This is a genomic window from Streptomyces sp. NPDC041968, from assembly GCF_055589025.1.
Genome location: NZ_JBVJCB010000008.1, coordinates 266,066 through 279,252 on the forward strand (window position 1 = coordinate 266,066; position 13,187 = coordinate 279,252).

Annotated in this window: 9 protein-coding genes and 1 tRNA gene; 7 read left to right on the forward strand and 3 right to left on the reverse strand. The window is 71.8% G+C overall.

Going from position 1 to position 13,187, the window contains the following annotated elements; genetic code table 11:
* Positions 1 to 58 precede the first annotated feature (58 nt).
* From ACZ6EG_RS21325 to ACZ6EG_RS21335, 3 genes are all read left to right on the forward strand, one after another.
* Positions 59 to 2,794: an exo-rhamnogalacturonan lyase family protein gene (locus tag ACZ6EG_RS21325; protein WP_469606577.1), complete on the forward strand. Its 2,736-nt coding sequence runs from the start codon at positions 59 to 61 to the stop codon at positions 2,792 to 2,794.
* A 40-nt stretch (positions 2,795 to 2,834) separates the two neighbouring features.
* The gene (locus ACZ6EG_RS21330) at positions 2,835 to 3,281 is read left to right on the forward strand and encodes an SRPBCC family protein (RefSeq protein WP_391970309.1); all 447 of its coding nucleotides are present in this window, start codon (positions 2,835 to 2,837) and stop codon (positions 3,279 to 3,281) included.
* 39 nt (positions 3,282 to 3,320) lie between these two features.
* Positions 3,321 to 3,392: transfer RNA gene (locus ACZ6EG_RS21335), tRNA-Val, on the forward strand.
* 58 nt (positions 3,393 to 3,450) lie between these two features.
* On the opposite strand, the gene ACZ6EG_RS21340 is transcribed toward ACZ6EG_RS21335, so the two are convergent.
* Entirely contained in the window at positions 3,451 to 4,176 is a 726-nt protein-coding gene (locus ACZ6EG_RS21340) for a 3'-5' exonuclease (RefSeq protein WP_391970310.1), read from the reverse strand.
* A 172-nt stretch (positions 4,177 to 4,348) separates the two neighbouring features.
* On the opposite strand from ACZ6EG_RS21340, the gene ACZ6EG_RS21345 reads away from it, so the two are divergent.
* The 4 genes from ACZ6EG_RS21345 (at position 4,349) to ACZ6EG_RS21360 (ending at position 8,901) form a co-directional block, all read left to right on the forward strand.
* Entirely contained in the window at positions 4,349 to 4,915 is a 567-nt protein-coding gene (locus ACZ6EG_RS21345; protein ID WP_391970311.1) for a DUF4365 domain-containing protein, read from the forward strand.
* The gene (locus ACZ6EG_RS21350; RefSeq protein WP_469606581.1) at positions 4,912 to 6,162 is read left to right on the forward strand and encodes a hypothetical protein; all 1,251 of its coding nucleotides are present in this window, start codon (positions 4,912 to 4,914) and stop codon (positions 6,160 to 6,162) included. Before ACZ6EG_RS21345 ends, ACZ6EG_RS21350 begins: the two co-directional genes overlap by 4 nt.
* A 117-nt stretch (positions 6,163 to 6,279) precedes the next feature.
* Complete coding sequence (thrS, locus tag ACZ6EG_RS21355) at positions 6,280 to 8,256, forward strand: threonine--tRNA ligase (protein WP_391970313.1); 1,977 nt, start codon at positions 6,280 to 6,282, stop codon at positions 8,254 to 8,256.
* A gap of 93 nt (positions 8,257 to 8,349) precedes the next feature.
* Positions 8,350 to 8,901: an HIT family protein gene (locus ACZ6EG_RS21360; protein WP_391970314.1), complete on the forward strand. Its 552-nt coding sequence runs from the start codon at positions 8,350 to 8,352 to the stop codon at positions 8,899 to 8,901.
* A 24-nt stretch (positions 8,902 to 8,925) separates the two neighbouring features.
* On the opposite strand, the gene ACZ6EG_RS21365 is transcribed toward ACZ6EG_RS21360, so the two are convergent.
* Both ACZ6EG_RS21365 and ACZ6EG_RS21370 read right to left on the reverse strand, forming a co-directional pair.
* On the reverse strand, positions 8,926 to 10,587 hold the full coding sequence (locus ACZ6EG_RS21365; protein ID WP_356605740.1) for a hypothetical protein: 1,662 nt from the start codon (positions 10,585 to 10,587) through the stop codon (positions 8,926 to 8,928).
* Between the two features lie 218 nt (positions 10,588 to 10,805).
* Positions 10,806 to 13,004 carry an elongation factor G-like protein EF-G2 gene (locus tag ACZ6EG_RS21370; protein WP_469606586.1) on the reverse strand — a complete coding sequence of 733 codons (2,199 nt, stop codon included), beginning with the start codon at positions 13,002 to 13,004 and terminating at the stop codon, positions 10,806 to 10,808.
* Positions 13,005 to 13,187 lie beyond the last annotated feature (183 nt).

Here is a 13,187-nt window from a genome sequence, read left to right on the forward strand (position 1 = left end):
GCCCTTGACATTCAGTCCTCTTCACGTCCGGCACCCGCACGCAACGGAAGGAAAGGCCATGTCCCCCATCCCCCGCAGGTCCCTCCTCAAGGCGGCCGCAGTCGCCGGCGCCGCCACCCGGCTCAGCTGGGCTCTGGACGCGGGCAGGGCCCAGGCCGCCCCCGCCGCGGAGACCGGCGAGGCCGCCCCCGTCACCCTGACCTGGCTGGAGGACGGCGGCCTGGGCGCCGCCCCCGGCTCCACCGTCGGCGTCCCCTGGCCCCGGGGCACGTACCGGGAGGACCAGACGTTCGCCGTCACGGACGCGGACGGCAAGGCCGTACCCGCGCAGTCCTGGCCGCTCGCGTACTGGCCGGACGGCTCCCTCAAGTGGACCGCACACGCCGTCGGCTCGGGCGACGGCGCGCTCACCCTGACCGCCGGCACCCCCGCGGCGCCCGCCGAGAAGGTCACCGTCTCCCGACGCGGCGGAACGATCGACATATCGACCGGCGTCATCACCGCGAGGATCGGCACCTCGGGATCGACCCTGATCAAGTCGGTCACCAGGGGCTCCACCGAGATCGCCCGCAACGGCCGTCTCGTGCTGCTGCGCCAGCCGGAGATCGAGGACGGCGACCAGGGCACCGTGACGCACGAGCGCTTCGACGGCGCGATCGACGAGGTGAAGGTCGAGCAGGAGGGCCCCGTCCGCGCCGTCGTCCGCATCGACGGCACGCACCGCAAGGGGCGCCGGGCCAGGCTGCCCTTCTCCCTGCGCCTCTACTTCTACGCCGGCGCCGACTCCTTCCGCATGGTGCACACCGTCACGTTCGACGGGAAGCAGGAGCCCGGGAAGGCGAGCGGCGACTTCGTCCGCGGCCTCGGCGTCCGCTTCACCGTGCCGATGCGCGACGCGTCCTACGACCGGCACATCCGCATCGGCGGCGAAGGCACCGGCCTGCTGCGCGAGGCAGTCAAGGGCATCACCGGCCTGCGCCGCGACCCCGGGGCGGCCGTCCAGGCGGCGCAGTACGCGGGGGAGAAGCTGCCCGACCCCGCCACCTGGGACCAGCGGGTCACCACCCGCCTGCAGTACATCCCGGAGTGGGGCGACTACACCCTTTCCCAGCTCTCCGCCGACGGCTTCACCCTGCGCAAGCGCACCGGGAAGGGCCACGGGTGGATCGGCGCCGGTGGCGGGCGGCGCGCCTCGGGCTTCGGCTACGTCGGCGGAACGAGCGGTGGACTCTCCTTCGGCCTGCGCGACTTCTGGGAGAAGTACCCCGCCCAGCTGGACATCCGCGACGCCCGGACCGACGCGGCCGAGGTCACCCTCTGGCTCTGGTCACCCGAGGCCCAGCCCATGGATCTGCGCTTCTACCACGACGGCCTGGGCCAGGACACCTTCCCCGAGCAGATCGAGGGCCTCAACATCACCTACGAGGACTACGAGCCCGGGTTCGGCACCCCCTACGGCATCGCCCGCACCTCTGAACTGCTGTTCTGGGCCAACGCCTCCACCCCGAGCGCGCAGCGGCTCGCGCAGCAGGTCGAGGCCGTGCGCGTCCTGCCCCAGCTGGCCGCCCCACCGGCCCAGCTTATCAAGGCCAAGGTCTTCGGCCCCGGCCTCTACTCCGAGCCCGACCGGTCCACCCCCGCCAAGGCCAGGATCGAGGACCACCTCGACTTCCTCTTCACCTACTACAAGGACCAGGTGGAGCAGCGCCGTTGGTACGGCTTCTGGGACTACGGCGACATCATGCACACCTACGACACCGCCCGCCACCAGTGGCGCTACGACATCGGCGGCTACGCCTGGGACAACTCCGAGCTGTCGCCCGACCTCTGGCTCTGGTACGCCTACCTGCGCTCCGGCCGCGCCGACATCTTCCGCTTCGCCGAGGCCATGACTCGCCACACCGGCGAGGTCGACGTCTACCACCTGGGGGAGTGGGCCGGACTCGGCACCCGGCACGGCGTCCAGCACTACGCGGACAGCGCCAAGCAGCAGCGCATCGCCAACACCACCTACCGGCGCTTCTACTACTTCCTCACCGCCGACGAACGCGTGGGCGACCTCATGCGGGCCAACGTCGACTCCGACGAGACCTTCCTCGCCCTCGACCCGCTCCGCAAGATCCGCACCGAGCCCTACACCCCCGACCGGCACGCCCTGTCGATCGGCTTCGGCACCGACTGGAGCGGCCTGGTCTCGGCGTGGCTGACCGAGTGGGAACGCAGGGGACCCCAGTGGGAGAAGGCACGCGCGCGCGTGCTGTCCACGATGGAGACCATCGCCGCCCAGCCCAACGGCTTCGTCCAGGGCAGCGGCCTGTACGACCTCGACACGGGCAGGTTCGCCGTCGCCGACGCCCCGAAGGTCGAGGTGTCCCACCTGTCGGCCGTCTTCGGCCTCAACGAGCTGTGCGCCGAGCTGATCGACCTCGTCGACATGCCGGAGTTCCACGAGGCGTACTACGACTACTGCCGCTACTTCAACGCCACCAAGACCGAACAGGCGGCCCGGTACGGCCGCGACTTCGGCAGCCTCATCCTCTTCCAGGGCCACTCGCGCCTCGACGCCTACGCGGCCGTACGGACCGGGGACGAGGCGCTCGCCACGCGCGCGTGGCGGAAGTTCTACGACTCCGACGGCTACAAGGAGTCGGCGCCCTGGAGCACCGAGAAGCTGAGCGGCCCGGCCGCGCTGGTACCGGGCAGCGAGGCGCCCTGGGTGTCCACCAACGACACCGCGCTCTACGGACTCGCCGCCATCGAGAACCTGGCCCTTCTGGGCGACCGGATGCCGTAGCGCGCACGTGACGGACGCGGGGACGGGCACACTCCGGTACGTGGACTGGAACCATTACCGATTCCGCAGCCTGTGGACCCTGCCCGCGCCCGTCCCCGCCGTCTACCGGGAGCTGGAACGGATCGAGGACTACCCCCGCTGGTGGCCGCAGGTGCGCGAGGTCACCCGGCTCGACGACAGCAGCGGCCTCGTCCGCTTCCGTTCCCTCCTGCCCTACGACCTGACCGCGACCCTGCGCGAGGGACGGCGCGACCCGGAGGCCGGGGTGCTGGAGGTCGCGATGAGCGGGGACATGGAGGGCTGGGCGCGCTGGACGCTCGGCCCCCGGGGCTCCGGCACCCTCGCCCGCTACGACCAGGAGGTCGTCGTGCGCAAGCCGCTGCTGCGCCGCCTCGCCGTACCGGGACGGCCGCTGTTCCGGGCCAACCACCGGCTGATGATGCGGGCGGGGCACCGCGGGCTCGCGGCCCGCCTGGAAGCGGTTTGAAGAGAGCGTGCCGGGCCCTGTATGGTTCAGTGCGTTCCCGGGCGATTAGCTCAGTGGGAGAGCGCTTCGTTCACACCGAAGAGGTCACTGGTTCGAACCCAGTATCGCCCACCGGGAAAAGCCGGTCCGTCGCACGACGGGCCGGCTTCTTCGTGTGCGCGTCACCGGCTCACGCCGCCGCCGGCAGGTCCGGACGCAGCGGCCAGGCCGGGTCCACCGCCTCCTCGGTCCCGTTGAGCGCGAACCACGCCTGGAGCCCCCGCGCCTGCCCCGCGTGCCACACCGCCTGCAGCGTGTGCAGTTCGGCGACCGAGAGGCGCTCCAGACGCCCCGGGAAGCGGCGGCCCACCGCCCGCACGACCTCCAGCGCGGCCTGCGCGTCGGCCGCCGCGTCGTGCGCGCCCTCCAGCTCGACGCCGTAGTGCGCGCTCAGGTCGGTGAGGGTGCGGCGGCCCTTGCGGTAGCGGTCCATGTGCTTGTCGAGCACGCGTGGATCCAGGACGTGCAGTGACGTTTGCTCCAGCCAGCGGCCCAGGGACGAGGCGCGGTGCCGGCGCAACTCCCGGTCCACCAGCGTGAGGTCGAACGGCGCGTTCATCACCACGAGCGGGCGCCCCGCGCGGGCCTGCTCGGCCAGCGCCTCGGCTATCTCGTACATCACCGGCGCCGGCCAACGGCCGTGGCGCTGCAGGTGCTCCTCCGTCAGCCCGTGCACCGCCGTCGCCGACTCCGGCACCGGGACACCCGGATTCACCAGCCACCGGGTCACCCGGGGCCTGAGGCCCGGGGCGTCCTGGACGACGAGGGCGGCCGACACGATCCGGTCGGTCTCGACGTCCACACCCGTGGTCTCCGTGTCGAAGGCGGCCAGGGGCCCCTCGAACCAGCACGTCATAGGGCACTCAACTCCTCCTGCTGCAACGGCCGCTGACGCGCCGTCCTCTGTCCCGGTTCGGTGATACCCGGGCTGTTTGCGGCGTACGCCGGAAGGACACAACAGGAGTACGGGTCTTTGCAGTTCAGGGACCCGCAGTGGGGAACGCACCAGTTCTGGAAGGCTGTTGGTCATGGCCATAGCGCAGCCCGAACGGGGCGGGCTGCTGCCTGAGCGCATCGCGCCCACTCGCGGCTCCCTCGCCACCACCGCCTGCATGGAGACCCTGCAGGTCGGCTACCTTCACGCGGTCGCCGCGGCGGCGGGCTGCTCGCTCTCGCAGCCCTTCCCGGACAACGGCATCGACTGGCACGTCAGTCACAGCGCCCCCGGGCACACGGTCGACGACGAGGTCACCATCAAGGTGCAGCTCAAGGCGACGTACCAGATCCCGCCGAGCCCACCGGGCCGGTCCTTCTCCTTCACGCTCGACAACGACCACCTGGCGAAGCTCGCCCGCACCCCGGTCTCCGTGCACAAGATCCTGGTCGTGATGATCGTCCCCCGGTCCCGGGACCAGTGGCTGCGCGCCGGCCACGACCGGCTCGACCTCAGGCACTGCTGCTACTGGACCAACCTCGCCGGACATCCGGTCACCGGCCGGCGGCGCACCACCGTGCGGATACCGACCGCACGGGTCTTCGACGACCGGGCGCTGTGCGAGATCATGACGCGGGTCGGGACGGGAGGGAAACCATGACGCACCGCCCGACCGGTGAACCGCTGCGGTCCCTCCGACCGCACCCCGACCACGCCACGGGCGACAGCGGCCGGGACGACCACACGCCGGACCCCGCCGCCGTGGACCCGGCCGTGCTGACCGCCCTGCTCCACCGGCACGGCTGGCGGCGTCGCGGCGGCGCCCCCGGCCGCTACGGCCGCTGGACCCCGCCCGGACCGGGCGCCGGGGCCACCAGCCTGCTGGTGCCGGTCAGCCGCGCCTTCCCCGACAGCGACGACCTGCTCGGCGAGGCGCTGCTCGCCCTGACCCGCAGCGGCACCCCCGCCGCCCGCGAGATCCTCGTCTCCCTTTCCGTGCCCAGCGACGAGATCCGCTGGGGGCGCGACGTGCCGGCCGGACCCGGTGACGCCACCTCGTGGGCCGCGGAGGAGCAGCTGCGCTCCGCGGCCCGCCGGATGCTGCTCGCCGGAGCGCTCGCCACGCGCGCGCGGGCGGGCTACTACGGCGCCCGGCACCGGCGTGCCGCGGCCGAAGCGCTGGAGAACGTCCTGGTCGGCCCCGCCCCCGGCGGCCGCCGGCTCACCGCGTTTGTACCCGTCGCCACCGGCCGCCCCCTCGCCGTACGCCTCCACCACGCCCTGTACGCCACCCGCGAGGCCGTCGACTACCGGCGCGCCACCGGCGGCACGGAGGCCTTCGACGCCGCGGTGGCGGCGGGCGTCAGCCACGAACTGACCGAGGCGCTCGTCGCCCTGATCCGGGGCACGGAGGGCGCCCGCGTGGCCGTCGACTGGGCACCGGCCGCCGGGGTCCCCGAAGGCTGCGCCGCCTTCGCCGAGCCCGTGGAGTTCTCGCCCGGCGACCTGCCCGCCCTGCGGGAGGCCGCCGCCCGCTATCTGCGCGCGGAGCCCTCCGTGCCGGTGCGGATCACGGGCACCGTCGTCCGGATGCGCCGGCCCGGCCCGCGCGGCGCGGGCACCGTACGGCTGCGCGTGCTGGCCGGGGCGGACGTCCCGCACGTGCGGATCACGCTCGACGAGGAGGCCTACCGGATCGCCGGGCACGCCCACCTGGTCGGGCTGCCGGTGCGGGTGCTGGGCCGGCTGGAGAGCCGGGGCGGGTTCCGCCGGCTCACCGGCGCGTGCGAGATCGCCCCCGTGCCGGTCGACGACGCGGAACGGGACCGGCTCCTGAAGGCGGTGCAGGAGCACGTCGAGGTGGCGGCCTTCTTCGAGGAGACCTGCGGAGGGGACTGCGCGGACTGACCACCGGGTGCGGCGGCGGGAATGATTTCGCGATGCACGGGTCCGGGTCGGTACGATCGCCCTCACGCGTGCGCTCCGGTATGGCGCCGCGGCCCCACCTTCAGTCAGGAGAGACCGGTGTCAGACGTCCGTGTGATCATCCAACGCGATTCCGAGCGGGAAGAACGCGTGGTGACGACGGGCACCACGGCCGCCGAGCTCTTCGCGGGCCAGCGCTCGATCATCGCGGCGCGCGTGGCCGGCGAGCTCAAGGACCTCGCCCACGAGGTCCGGGACGGCGAGACCGTCGAGGGCGTCGAGATCTCCTCCGAGGACGGCCTCGACATCCTGCGCCACTCCACCGCGCACGTCATGGCGCAGGCCGTGCAGGAGCTGTTCCCCGAGGCCAAGCTGGGCATCGGCCCGCCGGTCAAGGACGGCTTCTACTACGACTTCGACGTCGAGAAGCCCTTCCACCCCGATGACCTCAAGGCCATCGAGAAGAAGATGCAGGAGATCCAGAAGCGCGGCCAGCGCTTCTCGCGCCGCGTCGTGACCGACGACGAGGCCCGCGAGGAGCTCGCCGACGAGCCGTACAAGCTGGAGCTGATCGGCATCAAGGGCTCCGCGTCGCACGACGACGGCGCAGACGTCGAGGTCGGCGCCGGCGAGCTGACGATCTACGACAACCTGGACGCCAAGACCGGCGACCTGTGCTGGAAGGACCTCTGCCGAGGCCCCCACCTGCCGACCACCCGGAACATCCCGGCGTTCAAGCTCATGCGCAACGCCGCCGCCTACTGGCGCGGCAGCGAGAAGAACCCGATGCTCCAGCGCATCTACGGCACCGCCTGGCCGACCAAGGACGAGCTGAAGGCGCACCTGGAGTTCCTCGCCGAGGCCGAGAAGCGCGACCACCGCAGGCTCGGCAGCGAACTGGACCTCTTCTCGATCCCCGAGCAGATCGGCTCGGGCCTGGCGGTCTTCCACCCCAAGGGCGGCATCGTCCGCCGGGTCATGGAGGACTACTCGCGCCGCCGCCACGAGGAGGAGGGCTACGAGTTCGTCTACACCCCGCACGCGACGAAGGGGAAGCTCTTCGAGACCTCGGGCCACCTGGACTGGTACGCCGACGGCATGTACCCGCCCATGCAGCTCGACGAGGGCGTGGACTACTACCTGAAGCCCATGAACTGCCCGATGCACAACCTGATCTTCGACGCGCGCGGGCGTTCCTACCGTGAACTGCCGCTGCGCCTCTTCGAGTTCGGGACCGTGTACCGGTACGAGAAGTCGGGCGTCGTGCACGGCCTCACCCGGGCCCGCGGCTTCACCCAGGACGACGCGCACATCTACTGCACCCGCGAGCAGATGTCGGAGGAGCTCGACAAGACGCTCACCTTCGTCCTGAACCTGCTGCGGGACTACGGCCTGACCGACTTCTACCTGGAGCTCTCCACCAAGGACCCGGAGAAGTTCGTCGGCTCCGACGAGGCCTGGGAAGAGGCCACCGAGACGCTGCGCCAGGTCGCCGAGAAGCAGGGCCTGCCCCTGGTCCCGGACCCGGGCGGCGCCGCCTTCTACGGCCCGAAGATCTCGGTGCAGGCCAAGGACGCCATCGGGCGCACCTGGCAGATGTCGACCATCCAGCTCGACTTCAACCTGCCGGAGCGCTTCGACCTGGAGTACACGGCCGCCGACGGCACCAAGACCCGGCCGGTGATGATCCACCGCGCGCTGTTCGGCTCCATCGAGCGCTTCTTCGCGGTGCTCCTGGAGCACTACGCGGGTGCCTTCCCGGCCTGGCTCGCGCCCGTCCAGGCGGTCGGCATCCCGATCGGCGACGCGCACGTCGAGCACCTGGAGAAGTTCGCCGCGGCGGCCCGCAGGCAGGGACTGCGCGTCGAGGTCGACTCCTCGTCCGACCGGATGCAGAAGAAGATCCGCAACGCCCAGAAGCAGAAGGTCCCCTTCATGGTCATCGCGGGCGACGAGGACATGGCGAACGACGCCGTCTCCTTCCGCTACCGCGACGGTTCCCAGGAGAACGGCATCCCCGTCGAGGAGGCCCTCGCGAAGATCGCGAAGGTCGTCGAGGAGCGGGCGCAGGTCTGATCGCGGGTCCGCCGCGATCACAGGGCGCACAGGCCCCCGGGGGATCCCGGGGGCCTTTCCCTGTCGTCGTACGCGACGCCATATGCTGCACGCATGACGAGTGAGCCGGAGCAGCAGATCGGAGTGGGGACGCAGGACGCGTTCCAGCGCCTGTGGACGCCCCACCGGATGGCCTACATCCAGGGCGAGAACAAGCCGAGCGGCCCGGGCGCCGACGACGGCTGTCCCTTCTGCTCGATCCCGGCCAAGTCCGACGAGGACGGGCTGATCATCCGGCGTGGCGAGCACGTGTACGCGGTGCTCAACCTGTACCCGTACAACGGCGGCCACCTGATGACCGTGCCGTACCGCCACGTCGCCGACTACACCGAGCTGACCGCGGTGGAGACCGCGGAACTCGCCGAGTTGACCAAGCAGGCGATGACGGCCCTGCGCACCGCCTCCGGCGCCCACGGCTTCAACATCGGCATGAACCAGGGCTCGGTGGCCGGCGCGGGCATCGCCGCCCACCTCCACCAGCACGTCGTGCCCCGCTGGGGCGGGGACACGAACTTCATGCCGGTCGTCGGCCACACCAAGGTGCTGCCGCAGCTGCTGGGGGACACCCGCAAGATGCTTGCGGAGGCGTGGCCCTCCGGGGAGTAGCGGCGCGTGGGCCCCGGAGGGGGCCTACGCGTTGTACAGATCCGCCTTTCCCGGCGCCGGGTCCTGCACGGCCGTGCTGAGGAACGCCGACCGGTTCCCGAACTTCTCCGTGTCCACCCCGTTCTCCTGCAGCACCTTGATCGCCGCCGAGTGCACCACCCGCAGCACCGGCGCGGCCGCCCGCAGCGCGTCGTCGGCCATGAAGCGGTGCCGCCACGGCTGGTCCGCCCACGCGTGCCGCAGCCCGAAGGGCTCGGGGAGTCCGATCGAACCGCCGAGCCAGTTCAGCAGCGGCGGATACCAGGTGAGCGGCGCGCGCACCGCGAGGCGTACCACCTCGTTCGCGGTGACCAGCGGGAGCATCACCTTGCGGGTCTCCCACGGCTTGAACGACTTGGCGACCTCCTTGGAGGGCGCCTCCGGCTTGGTGGTGAACAGCGGGTTCACCGGGCCCAGCGCGTGCCCCGTCACCTCGATGCGCAGCGTCTCGTGCAGCACGGTCACGGTGATCAGCATGGTGATGACCAGCTGGCCGTCCCACAGGGTCCACTGCACGCCCAGGTAGTGCCGGTCACCGGCCCCGAACTGCTGCTTGTTGCAGATGTCCTGTATCGCGTGCGACTTGACCTGGTACGCCTCGACGTCCGTGCCCTCCGGACGCGACACCGCCTTGGCGTTCTCGCCGATCGGCGTCACCACCCAGTGCCGTATGGACGGCTTGGGGAAGCCGCCGGTGTTCAGCGGACCGCGCTCCAGCATGCGCAGTTGGTCGTGGACGGCCCGGACGACGTCCCAGCTGCGGAAGGGGTGGATCTCCCGGGTCGGGTCGGCCGGCACCAGGTTCTCGGCGAGCTGCCAGCTGCCCCAGCGCGTGCCCATGCCGAGTATGCCCTTGGGACCGGCGTAGAAGACCGAGTTGGACTGCTGCTCGGCGCCGAGCTTGGCCAGGGACTGCCGCAGCTGCTCGGCCGCCGTCTCGCCCGGATTGCTGGGCACCGCCTCCGGGACCTTGGCGCCGACACCGCTGCCCGACAGCAGGCCGTCCCAGCGCTCCCGCAGGTCCCGCGCCGTGCCCTCGCAGATCCGCTTGGCCCAGAACCAGCCGACGACCGGCAGGACGACCGCCGCGCGCGCGTACCAGGCCCAGAAGCCCGAGAAGGGCATCTTGACGAGGAACAGCACGGCCAGGGCGGCGATGGCGACGAGCACCGCGGTGCCCAGCGCCCCGGCCTGCTTGTTCTCCGCCTTGGCGACCGTGGTGCGGATCTGGAAGCCCAGCAGCCACACCAGCATGCCGGGCAGGAACAGCACGCCGCACAGCACGATCACCGTGGCCAGCCGCGCGTCGCGGGCCTTGCGGATGCCGTTGGCCGCCAGGCAGTGCTCGACGACCACCTGGGGCTCGGCCCCGAAGGACTGGATGAGCGGCTTGCGTCCGCCGCCCAGCATCCGGTCGGCCACCGCGCGGGAGAACGCCTCCCCGAGGTTGGGCCGGAAGATCGTGGCCCAGGACCGGCCCGCGTTGACGGCCGTCTGGTGCCACTCGTTGTCGGCCTTCTTGATCTCCTCCATCGGGTTGTCCCGGTAGGCGGCCGAGGCCAGCGCGAAGGTGGCCGTCTGCCCCCCGCCGTCCGTACGCGGCACCTGCGGCCCGAAGAAGTCCGCGTAACCGCCGTCAACGGTCATTCCCGCCCCCGATCGCCACCACTGTCGTTCTGCGGCCTTCCCGACTTCCCTGCCCCGCACACCTGTTGATCAGGTCATCAGCGTATCCGCCGGCACCGACATGCGTCACGGGACGCCAAAAGGCGCCTCCGGACGCGCGGATCGGCCCCGCACGCGCGCCGTCGCACGCCGGGTCGCCGCCACCGGCGCGGGGGAGTCCCGCGCCGGACACGGCAGCGCTACGACACGGCCCGCGGCTCCTCCCGCACACGGTCCGCGATCTGCTGCGGCATCGGTTCGTGCCGCGCGTACCGACGGTCGAAACGGGCGGTGCCGTGCGACAGGGAGCGCAGGTCCACGGCGTACCGGCCGATCTCCAGCTCGGGCACCTCGGCCCGGATCACGGTCCGTCCCCCGCTGGTCTGCTCGGTGCCGAGCACCTTGCCGCGCCGCCCGGACAGGTCGCTCATGACGGCGCCGACGTAGGCGTCACCGACCAGGACGTTCACCTCGGCGACCGGCTCCAGCAGATGGATCCTCGCGTCGGCCGCCGCCTCCCGCAGCGCCAGCGCGCCCGCCGTCTGGAACGCGGCGTCGGAGGAGTCCACCGAGTGCGCCTTGCCGTCGAGGAGCGTCACCCGCACGTCGATCAGCGGATGGCCCGCGGCGACACCCTTGGCGGCCTGCGCGCGCACGCCCTTCTCGACGGACGGGATGAACTGCCGGGGCACCGCGCCGCCGACCACCTTGTCCACGAACTCGATGCCCGAACCGTTCGGCAGCGGCTCCACCTCGAGCTCGCAGATGGCGTACTGCCCGTGCCCGCCGGACTGCTTGACGTGCCGGCCGCGCCCCGCCGCCCTGCTCCCGAACGTCTCCCGCAGCGACACCCGGTGCGGTACCACGTCGACCTGGACGCCGTACCGGCCGCGCAGCCGTTCGAGCGCCACGTCGGCGTGGGCCTCGCCCAGGCACCACAGGACCACCTGGTGCGTGTCCTGGTTCTGCTCCAGCCGCATCGTCGGGTCCTCGGCGACCAGCCGCGCAAGGCCCTGGGAGAGCTTGTCCTCGTCGGGTTTGCTGTGCGCCTCGATGGCGAGCGGCAGCAGCGGGTCGGGCATCTCCCAGGGGGCCATCAGCAGCGGGTCGTCCTTGGCCGAGAGCGTGTCCCCGGTCTCCGCGCGGCCCAGCTTGGCCACACACGCCAGGTCGCCCGCGATCACGTGCGAAACGGGCCGCTGCTGCTTGCCGAAGGGCGTCGACAGGGCGCCGATCCGCTCGTCGACGTCGTGGTCCTCGTGGCCGCGGTCGGCCAGCCCGTGCCCGGAGACGTGCACCGTCTGGTCGGCGCGCAGGGTGCCCGAGAAGACGCGGACCAGCGAGATCCGGCCGACGTACGGATCGGAGGACGTCTTGACGACCTCCGCGACCAGCGACTCCTCGGGGTCGCACCTCCGCAGTTCGCGCGGCGCGCCGTCGGGCGTGGTGACCTTGGGCGCCGCGCGCTCCAGGGGGGTCGGGAAGCCGCGCGTGACCAGCTCCAGCAGCTCGACCGTACCGAGTCCCTGGCGGGCGCCCTCGGCCGCGGGGGCGGCGGCCAGGACGGGGAAGAACACCCCGCGGGCCACGGCCCGCTCCAGATCCTCGATGAGCGTCGTGACGTCGACCTGCTCGCCGCCGAGATAGCGCTCCATGAGGGTCTCGTCCTCGCTCTCCGAGATGATCCCCTCGATCAGCATGGACCGGGCCTCGTCGATCAACGGCAACTGGTCCCCGTCCGGCTCCGACTCCTTGCGCTCGCCGGACGCGTAGTCGAACAGCTTCCGCGACAGCAGCCCGATGAGCCCGGTCACCGGTGCGTGCCCGTCGGGCGCCCGCGGCCCGTGCAGGGGCAGGTACAGCGGCAGTACGGCGTCGGGGTCGTCCCCGCCGAAGGCCTCCGCGCAGATCCGCGTCATCTCCTCGAAGTCCGCGCGGGCGGCCTCCAGGTGCGTGATCACGATGGCGCGCGGCATGCCGACGGCGGCGCACTCCTCCCACACCATGCGGGTCGAGCCGTCCACGCCGTCGGCGGCCGAGACGACGAAGAGGGCCGCGTCCGCCGCGCGCAGACCGGCCCTCAGCTCACCGACGAAGTCGGCGTACCCGGGAGTGTCCAGGAGGTTGACCTTGATGCCGTCCCATTCCACCGGCACCAGCGACAGCTGTACGGACCGGTGCTGCCGGTGCTCCATCTCGTCGTAGTCCGAGACGCAGCCGCCGTCCTCCACGCGGCCCGCCCGGTTCAGTGCTCCCGCCGTCAGCGCGAGAGCCTCCACCAGGGTCGTCTTGCCCGATCCGGAGTGGCCGACCAGCACCACGTTCCGTACGGACGTGGGATGGTCGGCCGCCGTCGCCCTTCCGGCGGCTCCGGGGTGGGTGTGCGCCTTGTCGCCCATGTCCTTGCCTCCCGTGCACGGTGAGGTCGCTGTGGGCGCGGACACGCCAGGCCGCGTGCCGGCGGCTCCGGTGACGCCCGCGGTCCTTCGAGCTTTCCACTCCCGTCACGCGCCGTCCATACGAAGGACCCGATCCCCCCGCCCACCGGCCGCCCACCGGGGGAGAGGGTGCCCGGCCGTCAC

Coding starts and splice junctions, on each gene's coding strand:
- ACZ6EG_RS21340 (WP_391970310.1), bottom strand. CDS start 4,176: ATGACGTGCTGGTTCGAGGGGCCCCTGGCCGCCTTCGACACGGAGACC.
- ACZ6EG_RS21345 (WP_391970311.1), top strand. CDS start 4,349: ATGGCCATAGCGCAGCCCGAACGGGGCGGGCTGCTGCCTGAGCGCATC.
- ACZ6EG_RS21370 (WP_469606586.1), bottom strand. CDS start 13,004: ATGGGCGACAAGGCGCACACCCACCCCGGAGCCGCCGGAAGGGCGACG.
- ACZ6EG_RS21365 (WP_356605740.1), bottom strand. CDS start 10,587: ATGACCGTTGACGGCGGTTACGCGGACTTCTTCGGGCCGCAGGTGCCG.
- ACZ6EG_RS21360 (WP_391970314.1), top strand. CDS start 8,350: ATGACGAGTGAGCCGGAGCAGCAGATCGGAGTGGGGACGCAGGACGCG.
- ACZ6EG_RS21350 (WP_469606581.1), top strand. CDS start 4,912: ATGACGCACCGCCCGACCGGTGAACCGCTGCGGTCCCTCCGACCGCAC.
- ACZ6EG_RS21325 (WP_469606577.1), top strand. CDS start 59: ATGTCCCCCATCCCCCGCAGGTCCCTCCTCAAGGCGGCCGCAGTCGCC.